The sequence below is a fragment of the Chryseobacterium sp. CH21 genome, assembly GCF_004119445.1.
In the GTDB taxonomy this organism is placed as follows: domain Bacteria; phylum Bacteroidota; class Bacteroidia; order Flavobacteriales; family Weeksellaceae; genus Chryseobacterium.
Genome location: NZ_QICI01000092.1, coordinates 43,139 through 66,485, shown reverse-complemented (window position 1 = coordinate 66,485; position 23,347 = coordinate 43,139). Strand labels below are relative to the sequence as shown.

Below are 23,347 nucleotides of genomic sequence, written 5' to 3'. Positions count from 1 at the left end.
TTGTGCTTTATCAGCTTACTTTACGAAATTTGCGTATCTTTGCCACCGCGAGAAAATCGGCTTGTTGATTTCCCGTTTTACGGGAGGTAGGAAAGTCCGGACACCATAGAGCAGCAAAGCGGATAACATCCGTCACCCGTGAGGGTAGGACAAGTGCAACAGAAAGCAGGTACAGTTCGGCTGTAGTGAAACCAGGTAAACTCTTTGCGGTGCAATGGTAAGTATATCGGTTCTTTTCAGTAATGGAAATAGGGGCGGCTCGTCCTGAAAACCGAGGGGTAATCAGCTCAAGTGTTGCAGCAATGTACCACGTAGATAAATAACAGGCACTTCTTCGGAAGCACAGAATCCGGCTTATAGATTTTCTCGTGATTTTTTAAAAAGCTGGAAGTTAGAGCCTTGAAGAGTGAAGTTTTTTAAACGTAATCATTTTAAACCTGCACTCTTCAAGCTTCCAACCCAATTTATTCGCTTTCCAATTGTTTTTTAGATTCCAGTAATTCCTGTCTGTCCTTATCAGAAAGAGTAGGATATTGAAGATCTATTTTTTCCAGAGTATCAATAATAATCTGTATGGCAGCTACTCTTGCAAACCACTTGTTATCAGCAGGAAGTACATACCATGGAGCATGCTCTTTTGATGTTTCATTGATAGCCGTTTCATAAGCCCCCATATACTGGTCGAATAATGCTCTTTCCGGGAGATCTGCTGCAGAGAATTTCCAGTTTTTTTCCTGTTCATCAATTCTGTCTAAAAGTCTTTTTTTCTGTTCATCCTTAGAGACATGTAAAAAAATCTTTACAATGGTGGTTCCGTTTTGAGCAAGGTGTTTTTCGAAATTCCGGATACTTTCATATCTGTTTTCCCAGAATTTATCATCAAAATCTTTTACCGAAGACCATGTTTTTTCACTTAAATTATATTCCGGATGTACCTTGCAAACCAGGACACTTTCATAATGAGAACGGTTGAATATTCCAATCATTCCCTTTTGTGGCAACGCAAGATAATGTCTCCATAAAAAATCATGAGAATATTCTTTAGAGCTAGGCGTTTTAAAGCTGGTTACATTACAGCCCTGAGGGTTTACCCCTCCGAAAACATGCTCTATCATACTGTCTTTCCCTGCAGCATCCATAGCCTGAAGCACAACAAGAAGAGACTTGCTTCCGTCAGCGTATAATTTTTCCTGCAGTTCACGGAGCTTTTCTTTCTCCTGAATCAGCATCTCTGCTCCTTCTTCTTTAGTAAGTTTACCTTTATAAGAAGTCGACGTTTTTTTATTGAAAATTTTCCATTTACTTTAAAGTCATCTGAGAAATCGGTGTCCATATATTTTTAAGATTAAAAGATTAAAACATTCAAACATGCTGTTATTAAAATTCAATAGGGGTGGGCTTTTGCCCAGCCATTTTAAAGAGAAATAAGTTCAAAAGCTTCAGTCAAAACCTAAATACATATAATATTTCAACACTATATCCTGCCGCCTATCACCTGTCATCTGCAACCTATTCTAATATAAATGTAATAAAAAAACCGCCTCAGTGGAGACGGTTCTTTTATTTTTTTAGAGTAGAGATTACTTCGCGGCAGCCTTTTTAGCTAGTTTTGCAGCTTTTTTCTCAGCTTTAGCAGCTTCTTTTTGCTCAGCCGGAGTCAATACTTTTGGCTCAGGAGCGTTAGCATCTACGTTACCTTTGATGTAGATTACACTTCTGTTGTTTGCAGGGTCGTTAGAGAAAACCTCAATCATTTTGTTAAAAGGGCCAGGAATACCTGTGTTGTATCCAACTTTGATCTTAGCTGATTTCCCAGGCATAATCGGATCTTGGCTGAACTCAGGAGTTGTACATCCACAAGAAGGCTTTACATTTGAAAGGATCAATGGCTTATCACCAGAATTCGTTACCGTAAAGAATCTTGTACCATCAGAACTAGGCTTAATAGTACCGTAATCGAAAGTTGTTTTATCAAATGTAATAGTCTGTGCAGATGCAAGAGCAAATGTCCCGAATAATGCAATTCCTGCAATTAGTTTTTTCATATTCTTGAATGTTAATATGTTTGTTAGATAAATTTTGTGAAACAAAGTTAAAAATTATTTTAATTCATGCTTAAAAATTTTTTCTTTAGACTATTTTTGCAAATTGCAAGCCAAAGAAATAGAATTTATGCAGATTTCAGAAAAGTACAATCCACAGGAAACAGAACAAAAATGGTACAGTTACTGGTTGGAAAACAAATTTTTCCATTCAGAACCTAATGACAAACCACCATATACCATAGTCATTCCTCCGCCAAACGTGACGGGAATACTACACATGGGGCATATGTTGAACAATACCCTTCAAGATGTTCTGGTCCGTCGTGCAAGAATGCGCGGATTTAATGCTTGTTGGATTCCGGGAACAGATCATGCTTCAATTGCTACTGAAGCTAAAGTTGTTGCTAAACTGAAGTCTGAAGGAGTCAATAAGTCAGATATTACCCGTGAAGAGTTTTTAACACACGCATGGGACTGGACTAATAAGTATGGAGGAACCATCCTTGAACAGCTGAAAAAACTGGGATGTTCTTGCGACTGGGACAGAACCCGTTTCACGTTGGAAGATAAGCTTTCGCAGCAGGTTATCAAAAGTTTCGTAGACCTTTATAATAAAGGACTGATCTACAGAGGCTACAGAATGGTGAACTGGGATCCGGAAGCGAAAACTAATATCTCTGACGAAGAAGTAATCTTTAAAGAGCAAAACGGAAAATTATATTTCCTTAAATATAAGATTGAAGGTTCAGAAGAATTTCTTTCAGTAGCGACGACACGTCCTGAAACTATTTTTGGGGATACCGCCGTATGTATTAATCCGAATGATGAAAGATATGCTCACCTGAAAGGTAAAAATGTAATCGTACCGATTGTTGACAGAGTAATTCCGATCATTGAGGATGAATATGTAGATATTGAGTTCGGAACCGGAGCATTGAAAATTACTCCTGCTCACGATATCAATGACTACGAAATCGGACAGAAACATCAGTTAAAGATGATTGATGCGCTGGATGATGACGGAAACCTTAACGAGCACGGTTTACATTACGCAGGAAAAAACAGATTTGACGTAAGAAAACAGATCGCTAAAGAACTTGAAGAAAAAGATCTTTTGCTTAAAGCTGAAGATTATGTAAATAAAGTAGGAACTTCCGAGAGAACAGGTGCTATTATTGAACCGAAAGTTTCAGTACAATGGTTCCTTAAAATGTCTGAAATTGCTAAGCCCGCTTTGGATGTAGTAATGGATGATGAGGTTAAGTTTTATCCTGAAAAGTTTAAAAATACCTACAAGCACTGGATGGAAAACATCCGTGACTGGAATATCTCCCGTCAGCTTTGGTGGGGACAGCAGATTCCTGCGTATTACTTTGGAGAAGGAGATGAAGATTTTGTAGTTGCTGAAACTAAAGAAGAAGCTTTAGAACTGGCAAAACAAAAAACTGGAAACTCAGACCTGACTGTAGAAAGCCTTAGACAGGATGATGATGCATTAGACACATGGTTCTCATCATGGTTATGGCCAATGTCTGTATTTGACGGATTACTTGATCCTGAAAATAAAGACATCAACTATTACTATCCAACATCTGATTTGGTTACAGGTCCGGATATTATTTTCTTCTGGGTTGCCAGAATGATTATGGCCGGATTGGAATACAGAAAAGAAGTTCCGTTCAAAAATGTTTATTTTACAGGGATTGTAAGAGATAAGCAGAGAAGAAAGATGTCTAAATCTCTTGGAAACTCTCCGGATCCTCTTGAATTAATGGATAAGTACGGAGCAGATGGAGTACGTGTTGGTATTCTATTGAGCTCTGCAGCTGGAAATGACCTTCTTTTTGATGAAGATTTAATGCTTCAGGGAAGAAACTTCATGACGAAGATTTGGAATGCATTCCGTCTGATCAATATGTGGAATCATGAAGATAAACCTGCTATTGCAACCGATAACCAGGCTATTGAATGGTTTGAAAATAAATTGAACAAAACAATTGCTGAAATTAATGATCAGTTTGAGAAATTCAGAATTTCTGATGCCCTTCATTTGATCTATAAATTAATTTGGGATGATTTTTGTGGCTGGTACCTTGAAGCCATCAAGCCGAATTATGGAGAAGGAATTTCTAAAGAAGTTTATGACAAAACGATTTATTTCTTTGAAGAATTAATGAAGCTTCTTCACCCGTTCATGCCTTTCTTAACAGAAGAATTATGGCAGACTATATCAGAAAGAAGTATTGATGAGGCTTTGGTGATTGCTCAGCAGAAAGAGGCAGAAGCATTTGATGAAACGATTATTAAAAACTTCGAAACGGCAGCAGAATTAATTTCTGGAGTTAGAAACTACCGTCAGACAAAAGGAATTTCTCCAAGAGAATCCGCTGAGGTGTATACTAATGCCACTGAATTTGCTAATGAAGCTGTAATAAGAAAACTGGCGAATATTTCTGAAATCCATTTCGGACAGAAAACAGATAAGCCAAGCTTTACTTTCTTAGTTGGAGCTACTGAAGTTTCTATTCCTTTAAGTGAAAACTTAGATTTAGGAGAAGAAAAAGCTAAAACTGAGGAAGAAGTAAAATATTTAAAAGGATTCTTAGTTTCAGTAGAAAAGAAGCTTTCCAATGAGAAATTTGTGGCGAATGCAAAACCTGAAGTTGTAGAGGTTGAGCGTCAAAAACAGAAAGATGCTTTGGATAAGATTGCGATCCTTGAAGAAAAACTGAAAAGTTTGTAAAATATAGACAATAAATTTTGTCAAAATCTCAGGCTGGATACACATGAACAATTGTATCCAGCCTGATGGTTTAAAAGAATAAATACAATGACACACATAGAAAACATAAAAAAACTATTCTCGAAAGACTTTGTAGAAAGCCCGTTACTGGAAAGTTTTGAAGTAGGAAAGATTTATCTTTCCAGTGGTAAGCTGGTTGCCTGCGATCCATTGATCACCAATGATATGCTTCCTTTCACTACAGAATTTCCTAAAGGAGATTTTTCTGTAATGGTGCATAAAGAAAGAGAAAGCAATTGTGTAGCCTATACCGAAATTATATTCAGTAATTCTGAAATTAAAGAATGGAAAATGGGCACTACAGCGGGACAGAATATAAAAGACCTGACGAAAGAAGAAGTTTTTGGATATCCTGTAGAAAGTGGGATGGGATGCTTCATGGATGTTGATACCCAAAACAGTCTCAACGATCTGGAGCAGAGGTTGTACCAAAATAAAGGAGGTGATTTTATGGGAATCTACGAAGAATTTTTCCATGATTATTTCTTTGATGAAAATGGAGCGATAGACCAATATGCCTTCCTGAAACCTGCAAAAGAACATCCGGGAACTATATTTGCTTTTGAAACCGGATATGGAGAAGGGTTTTATGCCAGTTATATAGCTTACAGCAAAGATCAACAACCAGTGAAAATAATTACTGAATTTATTGAAATAAGTTAATTTAAAATTAGTTATTTTTGAAACGCAATTTTTATCAGGTATAAATTTTAAAGCTAATACAAAGACACAATGAATTTCTCATCAGAACAACCTCGTATTATTGTTGTAGGCAGCTCATCCATAGATTTGGTTCTTGAAACCGAAAAACTTCCTTCGCCTAATGAAACAGTTTTGGCCGTAAAGTCAGACAGTTATTTTGGAGGTAAAGGAGCTAATCAGTCAGTAGGTACTGCCAGGCTGGGAGCTAGTGTGTATTTTATTGGATGTGTGGGAATGGATCCTCTCGGACAGCAGATCATGAGGAATCTGGTAAGTGAAAACGTGAATGTAGGATTTGTTCATGAAACAGACAAAGAAGCTACAGGAACTGCCTATGTAACAACGTCTCACGGAAATGCAGCTATCGTTGTCGTACCGGCAGCCAATAAATACCTTAGCAAATCACACATAGACGAAGCCGATAAATATTTTCATACTACAGATCTTGTGCTGGTACAGCTTGAGGTTTCCATGGAAGTCGTAGAGCATACCGTTAAAAAAGCCAAACATTACGGAAAAAAAGTAGGTTTATATGCTTCTCCTGCAATGAGAGTCAGCGAAGAAATTTTAGAAATGGTTGATTTTATTGTAGCCAAAAGTAATGAACTGTATGTTATTTTCGGAGAAGAAAAACGAGAAGAAGTTCTTAAGAAATATTTCAATAAAGTTTTTGTAAGAGACGACACCAACTCAACCATTTATTTTGATGGTATGGAGATGAAGTACTACAGAAATGATAAAGATGAAAAAGTTTATAAAATGGGAATGGGGGATGCATTTACTTCAGGATTTGCTATCGCACTCTGCCATGGGAATTCTATTGAGGAATGCGTGAAATTTGGAAATGAAGTTTCATCGAGAGTTTCCGGAGGTAAGGGTTCTCAGACAGGACTGCCAAGAATCTCAGATTTCTTTTCCTAAAACTATTTACGACATATCAAAAGTCTGAAACTTAACATAAAAATATAAGTAAAATGTCCACTTTTATAGTGGATTTTTTCTTTTTTATACTATGGAAAAACTAATATTAACCACAGAAGATCATATTCCTCTGGCTGTCCATCTCTTTAAGCCAAAAAAGATAATGGGAAACTACTGCTGATCAACTCTGCAACAGGAGTAAAACAACAGGTGTATTTTTCCTTTGCCAGCTATTTCGCTGAACAAGGCTTTACGGTAATTACTTATGATTACAGAGGAATAGGACTTTCCAAGCCGAAAAATATGAGAGGATTTCATGGCTCAATGAGGGTATGGGGTTCAAAGGATTATAAAGCTTTAACTCAATATATCAAAAAAGATTTTAAAGAGCATAAGAAGTACTGCCTGGGTCATTCTGTAGGAGCATTAATTCTGGGAATGAATCAGGATTCTGAAATGTTTGAAGAATTTGTTTTTGTAGGAACACAAAATGCCTTTGTTGGAAACCTTAAAGGAATGACAAAAGTGGAAGCTTATTTAGGCTTTGGAATTGCACAGCCATTAACAACTTCATTATTAGGATATTTCCCTGCACATTGGTTTGGATTGGGAGAAAGTCTTCCGAAAAATTGCGCATATGACTGGAGAACCTTAATTTTAAACAGGAAATCAACCAACAGGCTGTTGGAAAAATTGAGAATTTCTCTGAAAATTTGACGCAGAAAGTATTTGTAATTCGGGCTGAAGATGATATCTGGCTTACAGAAAGAGGAGTATTGAGCTTATTAAATAATACCTATCCTAATCTAAAACCAACTTACAGACTGGTGACGGTTTCAGAATCTGATAAAAAAGAAATAGGACATATTAATTTTTTCAGAAGTTACAACAGCAAACTTTGGGATATTATTTTAAATGAACTGATAGATAAATGAAAAGTACGATTGACAACACAGTAGCATTTGTAAAAGAAAAATTAGAAGGAGCAGAAGCAGGGCATGACTGGTTTCATATTGAAAGAGTCTGGAAACTGGCTGCTCAGATAGCAGAAACAGAAGATTGTGACAAAGAAGTAGTAGAGCTGTCTGCTCTTCTTCATGATATTGCAGATCCTAAATTTCATAATGGTGATGAAACCATCGCCCCAAAAATATCCAGAACATTTCTTGAAGAACAGAATGTCTCTGAAGAAACCATTCAGAAGGTTTTATTTGTAATCGAAAATATTTCTTTCAAAAACAGAGATCAGGCTCCGGTAAATCCCCCCATCGAACTTCAGATTGTGCAGGATGCCGACCGTATTGATGCCATAGGAGCTATTGGAATTGCCAGAACATTCAACTTTGGAGGATTTAAGAATAATCTGATGTATCACCCGGATATACAGCCCAAGTTAGGAATGTCAAAAGAAGAATATAAAAAGTCTGATGGAACTACCATTAATCATTTCTACGAAAAGTTATTGCTTCTGAAAGATATGATGAATACCCCAAAAGGGAAAAAAATGGCCGAAGAAAGACACCAATATATGCTGAATTTCCTCGACCAGTTTTATAAAGAATGGAATGTAGATTAGAAAATATTATATCCCAAAATAATGGAAGCATACTTTAGGTTTGCTTCCGCTCCTTTTTCTTCAAATAGATTCATACCTGTATTATATCTTGCCTCTATAATGTATTTGTTTTTATAATTATATCCTATTCCAAATAAAGCGCTTTTGAAAGCCTGGGATGAAGATAGTTTTAATCTGTCAAATACATATCCATCATAATCAACAGAAAAATCCTTTGCTGAACTTGTTTTCAGGGTTAGTAGATTAATACCGGCATTGATGAAAATCTTAGATTTATCATTGATAAACATGTAGTGTCTTACACTTAGAGGAATACTGATAAATGAGTAATTCTCTACATTAATATTATACAAATTTCCATTCGTTGTTCTTACAGCCGTCTTATTATTGTAAAGAGAAAATGTAGGTTCAGCTACCACTGACCATTTACCTCTGTTGAAAGGTAATACAATTTCTGCTTCAACCCCAATTCTGAAACCTGTTTTTGAAGGAGCACCTTCATTACTAAGAGTTTTTGTTATTTCCAGAGGTGAATAAAAATTGAGACCTGGTCTCACAGCCAAGTTAAACTTTGTATCTCTTTTCGTGTCAGAAACATTTCCTTCATTAGTAGCCCCGGAGAATTTGCTGTTATAGTTAGAGAAAACTTTCTTTAGGTCACTGCTTGTATATTTTGTTTTAGAAGCAATAGCCTGGGCTGTATTGTCGTCTGAGAATATAGTCTTCAATTGATCAATATATTCTTCATTGGTAGCTACTTGCAGGTTATTTCCGTTGAAAAAGTATTTTTTATAAATCAATGGTTTGATAGAGGAGTCTGAATCAGAATAAAAATATCTGATTACATTGCGCCCCTGGTAAGAATACAAATTTTTATTACCTGTTGCAATTTCTTTAAGGAATACAGAAGCCTTTTTAAATTCAGGTTCTTTGATGGAAGAAAGATCTCCGGTATTATCAGACGAATAATCAATATCACCGTTGTAAGTTACATACTTTACATCATTATAGATACCAAATTCTTTAATTGTAGAGGGATTTCCTATACTTTCTGCTGATGCTTCATCCGCTTTGTAAGCGAAACTTTCAGGATTGTTGGCCCATCCTTGGTTTTTGATAAGTACTTCCTTTTTTACATCATTGCTGCTGATGATATAGCCTTTTTCGAATTTTATCTGTGCGGAAATAAGCACGATACAGAATGAAAAGAATACCGAGAATGTTTTTTTCATGGTTATTTAAAATTAAAAATATGGGCGCAAATATAGATAAAATACAGATAAGAAGTATCTTTGTAAAATATGACACTCATTATTTTTATAATATTCCTTGCTTCTGTTCTTTCTTTGGTCCTGTTTAAAGTGACATCAGGAAGTATGGCGAAGTGGGCAAAACTGTTTCGTATTGTAACACTGGTCTTTTCAATTTCTGTTTTTACGTACTGGTTTATCAAGAAAAGTGCAGTGGCATTTGTAGATAATTCTGTTGGACTGCAGGTTGTCAATAAACTTCCTCAGACCCTGGATTTTTACCTGATTAATGTCAATAAAACCGATAAAAATATTACTCTGGTGCCCAAACATATCGGGAAAATACGTCCCGAATATTACAGAATAGAATATCTGAAAATGGATAAGTCTGATGAATATTGGATTGTAGGTTATCTCGGAAAGAAAAATCTTGTGTACTTTTCACAACATTCTGTGCCCAATAAAAATATTGATCAGATTGTAGAAGTTCAGAACTACATCAATCAAAGTATGAAGCTTTCTGAGACAGCTAAAAAACAGGTAGATGCCTATAATTATGAAAATACTAAGCTGGGCATCTGGATAACACTGGATTTCCTTCTTCTGTTTCTTAATCTGGTACTGCTTCTTCGAAAAAATAAATAAAAAAAGGGATGAGACTTTTACTGCTCATTCCCTATTTTTGTTTTGTTAAGGATAATCCAGGATTTGCATGACCTGTTCTTTACATTCTTCAGGACACGCTCTTATGAGTTTGTCCTTAGTATGTTTATTAATACTTTGAGGGGCAATCCATTCCGTTTTATCGGAATTCAGACTGTGGGTGTCATATACTCTTTTTATGGTATTGTTGTCATAAAAAATATATTCATCACCAAGCCAGTTATTGGCAACACTGATTGTACAAATTTCCTTTTCCATGATTTATGTTTTTAAAGTATAATGATTAACAAAAAACATTATACCCTAATATACGAATTTTGTGATGAAAAGGATTTAATTGCTCTTGTAAAAGTATATCGAAATTATTCTATTTAAAATTGATATTATTAAAAGAGTGTTCCTGTACTTTCTGTAGCCATTTGAGGAATATGAATATCAGTTTTCCATTCCTCATTTACTTTTTTGATGAAATAAGCAGACAATAAAGGAGAGGCTTTTTCAATATTCTGATGCACGAAGAAGTAAAGATTCTGAAGGCCTTCCTTCTTCCATTGAGTAAGGTGTTTCAACCAGTCATCCAGTCTTTCATAGTCACTTTCTGCATTGGCACCCACATATCGGATAAATGCATTGGGGGTTGTAAGGCGCATATGAAGCATATCCCTTCTTCCTGCGGTATCTACAATAATATTAGTAATATTATGAGCTTCAAAAAGGTCACAGGTGGTATTCAGAATTTCCTCATTGGTAAACCATTCCGTATTTCGGAGTTCTATAGCTAATGGCACTTCTTTAGGCCATTCTTTTACAAACTTTTCCAGTCTGTCATAATCCTTAGGCTTAAAATTATCATGAAGCTGAAGGAAAGCCATTCCCAGTTTTTCATCAAAATTGATAACTGAAGACGCAAACTGTGTGACCGGATCTGTCACATCAATCAGTCTTCTGAAATGGGAAACTGTGTTGGTGATCTTTGGAAAGAATTTAAAATCTGCCGGAGTCTTTTCTTTCCAGGTGGTTACCTGATCAGGAGTAGGCATTCCGTAGAAAGTAGCATTCAGTTCAATAGAATTAAATTGAGTCGCATAATAGGTCAGTTCATCTTTAGTTCCTTTAGGATAAAATCCTTTAAGGTCCGTTTTATTCCATTTGGCACATCCGATAGAAATGTCTTTTAGTCCTTTTTTATTGAGAGCCAGCATTTCTTTAGTTTTAGGATGATCTTTAGGTAATGTGAAATCTATTTTTGAAGGGTCCTCTACTTGTCCGAATTTCATATCTGTAGTTTTGGTATTAAACAATAAACACAAATATAAACCAAAAAAATCAGAGCATTCCATGATTTCTCTGGAAAGTAATTGATTGTTTTTTAGCAAAGAAACGACAAAAGCACACCTCTCGGTATGCTTTTGCAAAATATAGCGTGTTTATTACTTGATCTTATGCCTCACAGCTTGAACACGATACGAAGTTAACCATCATTTCTTTTGAAACCGATGAACTTCTTTGGTAGTAAAGTGTTTTTACTCCTTTTTTCCAAGCTTCAATATAAAGATAGTTGACATCTTTCACAGGCATTGTAGAAGGAATCTGAAGATTCAGAGATTGTGCCTGATCGATGTATTGCTGTCTTTGTGCTGCCTGAGAGATAATCTCCATTGGAGAGATTTCTTTGAACGTTTTGAATACAGCCTTTTCTTCAGGAGTAAGTTCATTCAGGTGCTGTACAGATCCATGGTTGAGCATAATTGTTCTCCATGTTTCTTCGTTATCCAGTCCTTTTTCCTTTAATAGTTTTGCCAGGTATTTGTTCTTACGCATAAAGTTTCCTTTAGCAAGACCTGCTTTATAATAGTTAGAAGAGAAAGGCTCAATTCCAGGAGATGTTTGTCCTAAGATTGCAGAACTTGAAGTAGTAGGAGCGATAGCCATTGTAGTGGTGTTTCTCAATCCGTACCCTTTCAATACTTCTGGTTCTCCATAGATGTTGGCAAGTTCTCTTGAAGCCTGCTCAGCTTGTTCTTTGATATGTCTGAATGCTCTTGCGTTGAACTGAGTGGCCTCAAAACTTTCAAACGGAATCATGTTTTTCTGTAAATAAGAGTGGTACCCTAGAACTCCTAGTCCCAGCGCTCTGTGACGCATCGCAAAGTTTCTTGCTCCCTGTAGGTAATAGTTACCTTCAGTTTTGTCAATAAACTCAGATAATACAGCATCAAGGAAGTATACTGCTAATTTTACAGCATCAGTATCTTTCCACTCATCGTATAGCTCAAGGTTCATCGAAGACAGACAGCAGATGAAAGACTCTTCCATAGTAGACGGAAGCATGATTTCAGAACAAAGGTTACTTGCATTTACCATCATTCCTAAGTCTTTATACACCTGAGGTTTGTTTCTGTTCACGTTATCTGTGAAGAAAATATAAGGAAGGCCTTTTTGCTGGCGGCTTTCCAGTACTCTTGCCCAAACTTTACGTTTTCCATATCCCCGTCTATCATATCCTGCATCCAGTAATCTGGTACACATACTCCGGTAAACAGGTTTTGAATCGGGCTACCGATATCTTTAATGGATAAAAATTCTTCAATATCTCCGTGGTCAATATCTAAGTAAGCAGCAAAAGCTCCTCTTCTTACGCCCCCTTGTGAAACAACATCCATAGCTGTATCAAAAAGCTTCATGAATGAAACGGCTCCTGAAGACTTTCCGTTATCCGTTACCGCTGTTCCTCTGTTTCTTAATTCTCCAAAATATCCTGAAGTACCCCCTCCGATTTTAGTCTGCATGATAACTTCACCCATTTTGTGAGTAATCCCTTCAATGCTGTCCGGAATGTGAGCGTTGAAACATGAGATAGGAAGACCTCTTTCTGTACCCATATTAGCCCATACAGGAGAAGAGAAACTGATCCATCCTTTTGTGATCATTTCTTTGAATGCCGGTTGAAGTTCAGGTTTGTATAACCTTTTTGCAGCAGCAGTGGTAATTCTGTCGATAGCTCCGTCTACCGTTTCACCTTTCAACAGATATCCTCTGTTCAGCATTTGCTCAGACTCTTCATTGAGCCACCATATATTTGAATTTTGCTCTTCCATAGATGTTATATTTTCGAATTCCGGAATGAGAGAATCACTCCGGAATTTTGTTTTTTTATATTATTGATTGTAAAATTTCTACTTTGTGGGAACCGTTCAGCCCGCTTTCGTCTCTTAATCTCTGAAATTCTTTAAAAGACGGAACATTCAAAACTTCATGCTGAACTTCTTCATTAGCGTAGTTTGAATAATGTACAAAAGTAACACCGTCTTCCTTTACAAAAACTTTGTATTCAAAGGTAGAAGCATCTAAATTTTTAAAATCTTCCAGAAACTTTTGGATATTGGTTTTATTGTTTGGAACAAATTCGGGGTTTACCGTATAGCTTACTATTACATTGATCATTTCTTTTGTATTTGTGCTTTATTAATGAACAGCAATTCCACTTATGAATCAGAAAAGGATAATCCTGATACTGACTGCTTTGACGCTCGCTTCGCTCGCGCCTCTGTATTAAAACAAATCGTTTGCTGTAATACTTTTATCGTGCTTCGTGTAGTCTACAGGTCTTTTTGCAAAGAAATCATCTAATGAATTTGCGAAAACTTCCTCTTCGAACCATACCATTGGTTTGTATTGCTCCGGAGTGATGTTGTATCTTGTTTTCATGTTGATTTTCTTCAAGCTGTCATCTACACGGTATTTCATGAAGTTTAATAAATCTTCTTTAGAAACATTGTCGATTTCTCCCAATTCGAAGATCCAGCTAAGGATATCACCTTCTCTTGCGATAGATTCGTCTACTAATGTGTAAATATCTTCAATATCGCTGTCTGTTAATAAGTCAGGCTGTTCCTCACGGATTTTATTGATCAGGTAGATTCCTGCATTGGCGTGAATTTGTTCATCTACTGAAGTCCATGCGATGATATTGGAAACATTTTTCATGAATCCTTTGAATCTTGTGAAAGAAAGGATGATGGCAAACTGCGAGAAAAGAGAAACATTTTCCACTAAAATACTGAATAACAGTAAAGCAGAAACATACTCTTTAGGAGTAGCCGAATTAGCATGTTTTAAAGCATTTCCTAAAAACTCGATTCTTCCTTTTACAGCAGGAATTTCGATTACGTTAAGGAATTCGTCGTTATATCCTAATACCTCTAATAAACGGGAATAAGCTTCAGAATGACGGAACTCGCATTCTGCAAAAGTAGATCCTAATCCATTGAATTCCGGCTTTGGTAGGTGGTTGTATAAATTCCCCCAGAATGTCTTTACAGACACCTCGATCTGTGCAATGGCTAACAGCGCATTTTTCACAGCGTGCTTTTCATGTGGTTCCAACTGCGAATGAAAATCCTGAACATCTGCAGTAAAGTCCACTTCGGAATGCACCCAGAACGATTTGTTGATGGCTTCTACAAATTGAAGAACCTCCGGGTATTCAAATGGCTTATAACTTACTCTTTTATCAAAAATTCCCATATTAAATATCTTTATAATTAAATAATTTAGATCCTTGTGGATAACGTTCCGGAAATACTTAACTTTTTGTTTGTCTGTGAGTTGTGAATTAAAGTTATTCACTTCCACAAATCCATATTTCTTGTAAAGAACTAATAGCAAAGTTCGAAAAAAAGAACTGATTTTGAAAGAGGTAAATACTAATAGGCTGACTTTTAGCCTGAAAAGTTTTCCACATTTACATGAAAGGGGCTCGAATAATAGGCTGGACCGCAATCTAAGGGGTAAATAGATGGAAAACCCAAGTTACAGTTAAACAACATTTTATAAAGTGCTATTAATAAAGGATTAACTTGTTAAACAAAAAAATATTTGAATAAATTTTTATTCTTGTAACAATTTGAAAATATCATCTACTTATTGGGTATAAAACATACATCACTTAATGTTAGTAATTCAGGATTTAAATAAGTCATACGATACAGGGAAAAGCAAGCTTCATGTTCTCAAAGGAATTAATCTGAATATTTCTGAAGGGGAGTTTGTTTCTATTATGGGAAGTTCCGGTTCCGGAAAATCTACGCTTCTTAATATTATTGGAATTCTGGATGAAAAAGATTCAGGAGTCTATGAATTGGATGGAGTTCCTATCGAACATTTATCTGAAGTAAAAGCTGCAGAATACAGAAGTCGGTTTTTAGGATTTATTTTTCAGTCTTTTAACCTTATCAATTATAAAACAGCTTTGGAAAATGTAGCGCTTCCCCTGTACTATCAGAATGTACCGAGAAAAGAGCGAAATCTGAAAGCGATGGAATATCTTGAAAAAGTAGGACTGGCACAGTGGGCAAACCACCTTCCCAGTGAGCTTTCCGGAGGACAGAAGCAGAGAGTGGCTATTGCAAGAGCTCTGATTACCAATCCAAAAGTGGTACTGGCAGATGAGCCTACAGGAGCATTGGACTCCAAAACAACTCATGATATTATGAAACTGCTTCAGGATATTAACAATGAAGGAAAAACCATCATTGTTGTAACCCACGAGCCGGATGTTGCTGCACAAACCAAAAGAAATGTAGTACTGAAGGACGGGATTATTGAAAGTGATGAATTTATTAAGCAGATTGTATTATAGGTGAATAGTGAATAGTCAATTTTGCTTCGCAAGTGAATTTTATAATGAGGAGGATCAATAATTTATAACACACACAGATGAATATGAAAAAAAATAAAAATGTTTTTAAATCTGAACCATTATAAACTTGATGTTTATCAGTCAGCCAGAGAATTAAGAATAGAATGTTATAAGATTTTATCTAAAATTCCTGATCATGAAAAATTTAATATTATCGACCAGATACGGAGAGCTTCTACTTCAGTGGTATTAAATATTACCGAAGGATGTTCAAGAAAATCTGAACTGGAAAGGAAAAGGTATTTTGAAATTGCCAGAGGTTCGGTTATTGAGTTGGATTCTTGTTTTGATATCGTTATAGAATGTAATTATATTAAAATAGAGGAATTAACAAAAATTGGAAATTTAATAAAAACAACATTCATCCTATTGAGTAAAATGTTGAAAAAAGATTAGAAATGTGAAAATGAATTTTGCTTCGTAATTAAAGACTGATGAAGAATAAATTGACAACAGCGTTAATTGACTTCGAAGAAAATTGAAAGCGCAGCTTATTGACTTTTTTACAAAGTAAAAAAATAAAAACTATGTTTGACCTAGATCGTTGGCAGGAAATATTCAGTTCAATCCGTAGTAATGTACTTCGGACAGTACTTTCAGGGTTTACAGTAGCTCTGGGACTATTTATTTTCATTGTACTTTTTGGAATTGGAAAAGGACTTCAGAATGCTTTCTCAGAAGGATTCTCAGGCGATGCGAAAAACCTGATCACCATTGTTACAGGGAAAACTACAATAGCTTATAAAGGACTGCAGTCCGATAGAACGGTTACGTTGAATAACGGCGATTATGATTTCCTTATTAATGCAGATAAAAAGAATGTAGGTGCTTCCAGTCCCAGATATAATGCCAGTTTAATGGTGAAATATGGAAAAGAAAGCGGGATTTATCAGGTTCACGGAGCTGAGCCAGGAGAGCAGGTCATTGAGAACCGAAAAATGATTGATGGCAGATATATCACTCCCCGAGATTTAGAAGGAAAGCAAAATGTGGCGGTTATCGGAAGAATGGTTCAGAGGGATTTGATTAAAAATGGAAGCCCTGTAGGAAAAGAACTGGACATTAATGGAACCATGTTTAAAGTGGTAGGAGTATTTTCTGATGATGGAGGAGACTGGGATGAACGACATATCACAGTGCCTATTACGACTTTACAGCAGATGAAAAAAGGTTCAGATACGGTGAATATTGCTTACATTTCATACAGTGATAAGCTGACTCCTGACCAAGCGATCAAATATGGTGATGAACTGAAAGATAAACTGAAATCAAGAAAAAATGTTTCTCCTGATGATGAAAACGGTGTGCGTGTCTGGAACAATGCGAAAAACATGAATGATACATTTATGTTTATGGCAGTTCTTACAGCGATTGTAGGGTTTATTGGGATGGGGACATTGCTTGCGGGAATTATTGGAATCAGTAACATCATGGTGTATATCGTAAAAGAAAGGACTAAAGAAATAGGAGTACGAAAAGCCATTGGGGCAAAGCCGAGCGGAATTGTAGGCCTCATTGTTCAGGAAAGTGTAGTAATTACAGTAGTATCCGGACTTGTGGGAGTAGGAATTGGGGTTTTGACATTAAGTCTTATTGGTAATAGTCTTGAAGAGTTCTTTATTAAAAGTCCAAGTGTAGGGTGGGGTTCTATTATTATGGCATTCATTGCTTTGATTTTCTCAGGATTGATCGCAGGATTTGTGCCCGCATACAGAGCTTCAAGAATTAAACCGATCGAAGCATTGAGAACAGAGTAATTTGTAAAAAGATAAACGAATTAATAAGAACTCATAATTCATAATTTATAACTAATAATTCAACAAGGTGAATATCATATTTAAAAAAGATACTTGGCAGGAAATTTATTATTCATTGAGGAATAATAAACTCCGAACATTTCTTACCATGATTGGAGTAGGATGGGGGATGTTTTTGTATGTAAGCCTTCTTGGAGCAGCAAAAGGAATGGAAAATGGTTTTGATAAATTATTTTCGGGCTTTGCTACCAACTCAATCTTTCTGTGGGCACAGAAAACGTCCATTCCCTATGAAGGATTTCCTAAAGGAAGAGAAGTTCATCTGAATCTGAACGATATGGAAATGCTGAAAAGAAAAGTTACAGCCATAGATTATATATCGCCACAAAATGCAAGAGGAAGCTTTACGGGAACTCCGGGAGAAGCCATGTCAAGAAACGGAAAGAACGGAACTTATTCGCTTACCGGAGACTACTCTGTAGGAAATAAAATTTCAGAAAAGAAACTGATCTTCGGACGCTATATCAATGATGCCGATGTTTCGGGAAATAAAAATGTAGTAGTTATCGGAGAAGAGATTTATAAAAACTTCTTTGATGCCAAGAAAAAAGAAAATCCAATAGGAAAGTCAATCAATATTAAAGGATTATTTTTTAATGTAATCGGAGTTTTTCGTGTGAAAAAAGGAGGTGGATTCGAAAATGATCAGACCGCTTTCATCCCACTTTCTACGTATACGAAAATGTATAACGCAGGAGATCAGATTGACATGTTTGCTATTGTAAGTAAACCTAATGCCAATGTGAATTCCGTAGAAGAAGATGTAAAACAGGTATTAAAAACAAAAAATAAAGTTTCACCTGAAGATACCAATGCTTTCGGAAGTTTCAACCTTGGAAAAGAGTTTAAAAAACTGACAGGTTTTCTTACCGGAATGCAGTTACTAACGATTATCGTAGGAACATTAACCATTCTTGCAGGAGTTATTGCCATTTCGAATATCCTATTGATTACGGTAAAAGAAAGAACCAAAGAAATCGGTATCAGAAGAGCGTTAGGAGCAAAACCGGCAGAAGTAAGAAATCAGATTTTGCTGGAAAGTGTTGTAATCACGCTCTCCTCGGGATTATTGGGTTTTATGTTTGGAATTTTTGTATTGATGATTCTGAATGCTGCCACCCAGGGACAGGATTCATTTCCTTTCTATAACCCGACAGTCAACTATGGAAACGTATTTGCAGCGATGGCAGTAATGGTAATCTTAGGATTGGTCATCGGAATGATTCCTGCGCAGAGAGCGGTAAAGATCAGACCTATTGAAGCATTAAGAACAGAATAATTAATTTTTACATCATTTAATCTATTTAATAAAAAATAAACTATACATATGAAAAAGAAATTCACCTGGAAAAAAGCCATTTATATTGTCTTGGGGCTTTTATTTGCAGTGGCATTGTTCTCGGGGCTTGGCTATTTTATCAAATCGAATTCTAAAGAAAGTGAGGCTTTCCTTACCCGTAAACCTTCTTTCCAGAATATGGATGATAAGGTAATGGCGACAGGAAAAATTGTTCCAAAAGAAGAAATTGAAATCAAACCCAATATTGCAGGGATTATAGAAAAAATCTTAGTAAAAGAAGGAGATAAGGTAGAGGTAGGACAGTTGATTGCTACCGTAAAAATTGTTCCAAGTATCTCCGAAGTCAATGCAGCTCAGCAGGAAGTTCAGAATGCACAGATCCAGATCAGCAATGCACAGATGAATGTAGGAAATATGCAGAAGCAGTTTGAAATGCAGGATAAACTGTACAAGCAGGGAGTAGCTTCAAAACAGGAGTATTTGAACTCTCAGCAGCAGTTATATTCTCAGCAGCAGACTTTAAAAAATGCTCAGCAGCAATTAAATACGGCTCAAAAAAGATTGCAAATCGCCAAAACCGGAGCAACTCCTGAACTTAAAGGACAAGGCTTAGCTACCACAGAAATCCGTTCCAAAGCTTCGGGTACTGTACTTGAAGTTCCTGTAAAAGCAGGAAGCCAGGTGATTGAAGCTAATAACTTTAATGCCGGAACGACAATCTGTTCAGTGGCAGATCTGAACGTTTTGATCTTTAAAGGTGAAATTGATGAAGCTCAAGCCGGAAAGCTAAGCGAAGGAATGGATATGAACATCGTAATCGGTGCATTACAAAATAAAACTTTCCCTGGAAAACTGACCATGATTGCTCCTAAAGGAAAGGATAATGCAGGAACTATTAAATTTCCTGTAGAAGGAAACGTAACTAATCCTAATAATGAGTATATTAGAGCAGGTTTTTCTGCCAATGGTGAAATTGTTTTAAGTTCTCAGAAAAATGCATTATTATTGGATGAATCTTTAGTTCAATATGAAAAGAAACAAGGAAAAGACGTACCTTTCGTAGAAGCAAAACAAAAAGACGGAAAATTCAAAAAAGTATATGTAAAACTGGGAGCAAGTGACGGTATCAACGTTCAGATTCTTCCAGGATCTAATATTACAAATGATACTGAAATAAAAGTCTGGAACCCTTCTGATAAAGACAAAGAAGAGCTGAAAGAGAAATCTAAGCAAAAATAATAAACTACACTATACACTTTTAAACTGTGAATCCTGGAGGAATTTTTTTCTCCGGGATTCTTTTTTATATCAAAATCTTTTACGAATGTAAATTCCTATATTTGGATTGGATAATCTATGAAAAATGTGCAGATACGCTGAAAAAACTTATAAATCACATTACGTATGCTTTAAATGCAGAAAATCATTTAAGCAGCAGGATGCATATGATATTATAAAAAGGGTAGAAAAAGAAAAAGTATGCCATGAACCTAATAGAGAATCAGTTCGTAAAGTAGGATATCTCTTCACAAAAACAGCAACAGAAGAATTACAAAAAAATTGTTTCAGAGATTGAAAACAGAACTATAAAATGTCCAGAGTGCAGTAATGTAATGGCTGATCTGGGTAAAGATTTCAAAGCCCCTAAAAAAACAGCAGTCAAAGAATGGAAGATTATAGAAAGTCTTTTTAAAACAGGTAAATGTTTCCATACCTGCGGTTGTGATGGAATAGGCTATATCCCTAAAAATCCTAACGAGTATGAAATGTATTTAAATAACATATTGCGTTCTTATCAGGAGTCATTGATTTCATGTCAAAATAAATCTATAGAAGAATTCCTGGATAAAAATGAGGAAATTAATTATTGGTCAGATAAAATTCAAAAAATAAAAAACGAAATGATTAATAAGAACTTCGAAAAAGCATAAGATTGTAACAAAACGTGAATTCAAAATGTCTTACTTTTAAATTACAAACTATACCTCCATGAAAAAAGACTATTGGATTCTTTTACTTTTTATCATTACAAAGTTTGCACTCCAATACTCACTGATAAGTCCTGAGTATGAACTGCACAGAGACGAATACCTGCATCTTGATCAGGCTAATCATCTTGCGTGGGGATATCTTTCCGTTCCTCCTGTTAATTCATGGCTGGCATGGATGATTAAAATGTTGGGAAATTCCGTGTTTTGGGTTAAATTTTTTCCAGCACTGTTCGGAGCTTTGACCATTATATTGACATGGAAGGTAGTTGAAGAACTTAAAGGAAGTCTGTTTGCTAAAATATTGGCTTCTTTAGGTATTTTACTTTCAGTCCTTCTTCGGGTAAATATGCTGTTCCAGCCAACATCTTTAGAAATTTTTCTATGGTTGTTCCTTTATTATAGTCTGATTAAATATTTTAATTCCCAACAAGTAAAATGGTTGTACATAGGAGCTGTTATTTTTGGAATAGGAATGTTAAATAAATACAATATTGCTTTTTCATTATTAGGGCTTATCCCTGCATTATTATTAACGGAGCAAAGGAAGATTTTTATGCAGGTTCATGTGTATTGGGCTGCACTTTTAGCATTAATCATTATTTTTCCCAATCTTCTCTGGCAGTATCAGAATCAGTTTCCGGTAATCCATCATATGAAAGAGCTTTCGGAGAAGCAGCTTGTACACGTAGACCGGATGAGTTTTATGAAATCTCAGATTTTATTTTTTGTTGGAGTTATTTTTGTGTTGATCGCAGGTTGGGGAGCTCTATTATTATATAAACCCTTTGAGAAATTCCGGTTTTTCTTCTGGAGCTATATCATAACCATTACCCTGTTTTTGTTTTTTAAAGCAAAAGATTATTATGCGATAGGATTATATCCTGTTTATATTGCTTTTGGATCCGTTTTTCTGGGTCGTGTATTTGAAAATGGATGGAAAAGGTTTTTAAAACCGGTTAGCATACTTATTCCAATACTTTTATTCCTTCCTCTATATAATGTAGCCTTTCCGAATAAAAGTCCTGCATATATTGAATCCCATCAGAATCAATACAAAAAACTCGGACTGCTTCGCTGGGAAGACGGTAAAGATCATCCGTTACCACAGGATTTTGCCGATATGCAGGGCTGGAAAGAATTGGCCAAAAAAGTAGATAAAGAATATTCCCGACTGTCAAAATCTGGAAATACCATGGTGCTGTGTGATAACTATGGACAGACCGGAGCGATTAATTATTATTCAAAGGCCGATGTTGTAGCGATGTCTTTTCATGCAGACTATATCAATTGGATCGATTTAAGCAAAAAATATAAAAATGTGATCAGGGTAAAAGATGCTGCCGAAGCAGGCAAAGAACTTGAAGAATCAGGTTCGTTTTTTGAGGTTGCAAAATTATATGATTCCATTACCAATCCATATGCAAGAGAAAGAGGAACCGCAATTTTCAGCTTACAGGGAGCGAAAATAGATGTTAATAAAAGAATTCATGACGAAATTATTGAAGTTAAAAACGAGTGGGAATAGTTTTCAATAAAGTTGAGAATGATGATTTGTAGACAAGATAAAGTTAATAGATAAATATTATTGCAACTTTATTGCGTTAGTTGATTTTAGGCTATCTTTGCACTATCAACTATCAACTGAACTATGGAAAACAAAAACTTTGATGTCATTATCATAGGAGGAAGCTACTCTGGATTATCTGCAGGAATGTCTTTAGGAAGATCTGTAAGAAATGTACTCATCATCGACAACGGAAAACCCTGTAACAGACAAACTCCGCATTCTCATAACTTTGTTACCCATGACGGGAAAACGCCGGCAGAAATTGCAAAGCTGGCCAAAGAAGATGTGGAAAAATATAAAACTGTACAATTTTATAACGGAACAGTCGTAAAAACTTCCAAAGTAAATGACGGTTTTGAGATTGAAACTTCATCAGGAGAAAAGTTCTATACAAAAAAAATAATTCTTGCTTCTGGAGTAAAAGACCTCATGCCGGATATTCCCGGATTTGCAGAATGCTGGGGGATTTCTGTGATACATTGCCCATACTGTCATGGCTACGAAGTGAAAAACGAAATTACCGGAATTCTTTCTAACGGAGAGATGGCTTACGAATTTTCAAAACTGGTTTTTAATCTGACTAAAAACCTTACTTTGTTCACCAATGGAAAAGCTGCACTTTCAAAAGAACAGATTGAAAAACTGGATCAGAACAAAATCATTCTTAACGAAGATGAAATTAAAGAAATAAAACATGAAGAAGGTTCTATTCAAAAAGTCGTTTTCAAAAACGGGAAAGAAATTCAATTACAGGCTTTGTATGCTAAAATACCTTTTGAACAGAATGTAAATGTATCGGACGATTTGGGATGTGAACTTACAGAACAGGGATTTATTAAAGTAGATATGATGCAGAAAACAAACATCCCCGGACTTTTTGCCTGTGGAGATAATGTTACCATGATGCGCTCTGTAGCCAATGCCGTAGCGCAGGGTAATTTTGCAGGCGCAGTAGTGAATAAAGAACTTTCTGATGAAGAATTTTAAAGGCTTTCCGAAGAAATAAAAGAG

The 23,347-nt window shown here is 35.8% G+C and carries 22 protein-coding genes, 1 other RNA gene and 1 pseudogene; 16 read left to right on the top strand and 8 right to left on the bottom strand.

All coding sequences use genetic code 11. From position 1 onward, the window contains the following. Positions 1-48 precede the first annotated feature (48 nt). Positions 49-373, top strand: an RNA gene (gene rnpB / locus BOQ62_RS19390) — RNase P RNA component class A. Between the two features lie 91 nt (positions 374-464). Here rnpB and BOQ62_RS19385 read toward each other — a convergent pair. Further along, positions 465-1,229 (bottom strand): PPK2 family polyphosphate kinase, encoded by a 765-nt coding sequence (locus tag BOQ62_RS19385; RefSeq protein WP_262708366.1) that lies wholly within the window; start codon positions 1,227-1,229, stop codon positions 465-467. A 351-nt stretch (positions 1,230-1,580) separates the two neighbouring features. Next, positions 1,581-2,045 (bottom strand): DUF1573 domain-containing protein, encoded by a 465-nt coding sequence (locus tag BOQ62_RS19380; protein ID WP_129042044.1) that lies wholly within the window; start codon positions 2,043-2,045, stop codon positions 1,581-1,583. A gap of 127 nt (positions 2,046-2,172) precedes the next feature. Between BOQ62_RS19380 and BOQ62_RS19375 the strand changes: the two genes are divergently transcribed. The 6 genes from BOQ62_RS19375 to BOQ62_RS19355 all read left to right on the top strand — a co-directional run bounded on the left by BOQ62_RS19375 (position 2,173) and on the right by BOQ62_RS19355 (position 8,047). Further along, positions 2,173-4,788, top strand: coding sequence for a valine--tRNA ligase (locus BOQ62_RS19375; RefSeq protein WP_129042043.1), 2,616 nt, complete (start codon positions 2,173-2,175; stop codon positions 4,786-4,788). A gap of 87 nt (positions 4,789-4,875) precedes the next feature. After that, positions 4,876-5,511 (top strand): DUF4241 domain-containing protein, encoded by a 636-nt coding sequence (locus tag BOQ62_RS19370; protein ID WP_129042042.1) that lies wholly within the window; start codon positions 4,876-4,878, stop codon positions 5,509-5,511. A gap of 69 nt (positions 5,512-5,580) precedes the next feature. Continuing rightward, positions 5,581-6,471: a ribokinase gene (locus BOQ62_RS19365; RefSeq protein ID WP_129042041.1), complete on the top strand. Its 891-nt coding sequence runs from the start codon at positions 5,581-5,583 to the stop codon at positions 6,469-6,471. A 210-nt stretch (positions 6,472-6,681) separates the two neighbouring features. Then, positions 6,682-7,188, top strand: coding sequence for an alpha/beta fold hydrolase (locus BOQ62_RS24145; RefSeq protein WP_317127401.1), 507 nt, complete (start codon positions 6,682-6,684; stop codon positions 7,186-7,188). Then, positions 7,185-7,406, top strand: coding sequence for a hypothetical protein (locus BOQ62_RS24140; RefSeq protein WP_317127400.1), 222 nt, complete (start codon positions 7,185-7,187; stop codon positions 7,404-7,406). Before BOQ62_RS24145 ends, BOQ62_RS24140 begins: the two co-directional genes overlap by 4 nt. Next, positions 7,403-8,047, top strand: a complete 645-nt coding sequence (locus BOQ62_RS19355) for an HD domain-containing protein (RefSeq protein WP_129042040.1) — start codon at positions 7,403-7,405, stop codon at positions 8,045-8,047. Before BOQ62_RS24140 ends, BOQ62_RS19355 begins: the two co-directional genes overlap by 4 nt. Here BOQ62_RS19355 and BOQ62_RS19350 read toward each other — a convergent pair. Further along, positions 8,044-9,279: an outer membrane beta-barrel protein gene (locus tag BOQ62_RS19350; RefSeq protein WP_129042039.1), complete on the bottom strand. Its 1,236-nt coding sequence runs from the start codon at positions 9,277-9,279 to the stop codon at positions 8,044-8,046. The two genes, BOQ62_RS19355 and BOQ62_RS19350, sit on opposite strands and share 4 nt — an antisense overlap. 69 nt (positions 9,280-9,348) lie before the next feature. Here BOQ62_RS19350 and BOQ62_RS19345 point away from each other — a divergent pair, with 69 nt between their 5' ends. After that, positions 9,349-9,942 carry a hypothetical protein gene (locus tag BOQ62_RS19345; protein WP_129042038.1) on the top strand — a complete coding sequence of 198 codons (594 nt, stop codon included), beginning with the start codon at positions 9,349-9,351 and terminating at the stop codon, positions 9,940-9,942. Positions 9,943-9,987: 45 nt separating this feature from the next. Here BOQ62_RS19345 and BOQ62_RS19340 read toward each other — a convergent pair whose 3' ends face one another. The 5 genes and pseudogenes from BOQ62_RS19340 to BOQ62_RS19320 form a co-directional block, all read right to left on the bottom strand. Continuing rightward, positions 9,988-10,218 carry a hypothetical protein gene (locus BOQ62_RS19340; protein WP_129042037.1) on the bottom strand — a complete coding sequence of 77 codons (231 nt, stop codon included), beginning with the start codon at positions 10,216-10,218 and terminating at the stop codon, positions 9,988-9,990. Positions 10,219-10,346: 128 nt separating this feature from the next. Further along, positions 10,347-11,237 carry a DUF72 domain-containing protein gene (locus BOQ62_RS19335; RefSeq protein ID WP_129042036.1) on the bottom strand — a complete coding sequence of 297 codons (891 nt, stop codon included), beginning with the start codon at positions 11,235-11,237 and terminating at the stop codon, positions 10,347-10,349. 163 nt (positions 11,238-11,400) lie between these two features. Continuing rightward, positions 11,401-13,058 (bottom strand): annotated as a pseudogene (locus tag BOQ62_RS19330) (ribonucleoside-diphosphate reductase subunit alpha). A 55-nt stretch (positions 13,059-13,113) separates the two neighbouring features. Then, the gene (locus BOQ62_RS19325) at positions 13,114-13,404 is read right to left on the bottom strand and encodes a hypothetical protein (RefSeq protein WP_129042035.1); all 291 of its coding nucleotides are present in this window, start codon (positions 13,402-13,404) and stop codon (positions 13,114-13,116) included. A 108-nt stretch (positions 13,405-13,512) separates the two neighbouring features. Then, positions 13,513-14,487, bottom strand: a complete 975-nt coding sequence (locus tag BOQ62_RS19320; RefSeq protein ID WP_047378790.1) for a ribonucleotide-diphosphate reductase subunit beta — start codon at positions 14,485-14,487, stop codon at positions 13,513-13,515. Positions 14,488-14,911: 424 nt separating this feature from the next. On the opposite strand from BOQ62_RS19320, the gene BOQ62_RS19315 reads away from it, so the two are divergent. The 8 genes from BOQ62_RS19315 to BOQ62_RS19280 all read left to right on the top strand — a co-directional run bounded on the left by BOQ62_RS19315 (position 14,912) and on the right by BOQ62_RS19280 (position 23,323). Beyond that, entirely contained in the window at positions 14,912-15,601 is a 690-nt protein-coding gene (locus tag BOQ62_RS19315; protein WP_129042034.1) for an ABC transporter ATP-binding protein, read from the top strand. A gap of 99 nt (positions 15,602-15,700) precedes the next feature. Next, positions 15,701-16,057, top strand: coding sequence for a four helix bundle protein (locus BOQ62_RS19310; protein ID WP_129042033.1), 357 nt, complete (start codon positions 15,701-15,703; stop codon positions 16,055-16,057). A gap of 131 nt (positions 16,058-16,188) precedes the next feature. Then, positions 16,189-17,418: an ABC transporter permease gene (locus BOQ62_RS19305; RefSeq protein WP_129042032.1), complete on the top strand. Its 1,230-nt coding sequence runs from the start codon at positions 16,189-16,191 to the stop codon at positions 17,416-17,418. A 67-nt stretch (positions 17,419-17,485) separates the two neighbouring features. Next, positions 17,486-18,757 (top strand): ABC transporter permease, encoded by a 1,272-nt coding sequence (locus BOQ62_RS19300; protein WP_129042031.1) that lies wholly within the window; start codon positions 17,486-17,488, stop codon positions 18,755-18,757. Positions 18,758-18,805: 48 nt separating this feature from the next. Continuing rightward, entirely contained in the window at positions 18,806-20,017 is a 1,212-nt protein-coding gene (locus tag BOQ62_RS19295) for an efflux RND transporter periplasmic adaptor subunit (protein WP_185146809.1), read from the top strand. Positions 20,018-20,391: 374 nt separating this feature from the next. Then, a complete protein-coding gene (locus BOQ62_RS19290) occupies positions 20,392-20,709 on the top strand; it encodes a hypothetical protein (protein WP_129042029.1) in 318 nt (105 codons plus the stop codon). Between the two features lie 58 nt (positions 20,710-20,767). Beyond that, the gene (locus BOQ62_RS19285; protein WP_129042028.1) at positions 20,768-22,294 is read left to right on the top strand and encodes a glycosyltransferase family 39 protein; all 1,527 of its coding nucleotides are present in this window, start codon (positions 20,768-20,770) and stop codon (positions 22,292-22,294) included. Positions 22,295-22,417: 123 nt separating this feature from the next. Then, positions 22,418-23,323 (top strand): NAD(P)/FAD-dependent oxidoreductase, encoded by a 906-nt coding sequence (locus BOQ62_RS19280; protein WP_129042027.1) that lies wholly within the window; start codon positions 22,418-22,420, stop codon positions 23,321-23,323. Positions 23,324-23,347: the final 24 nt, after the last annotated feature.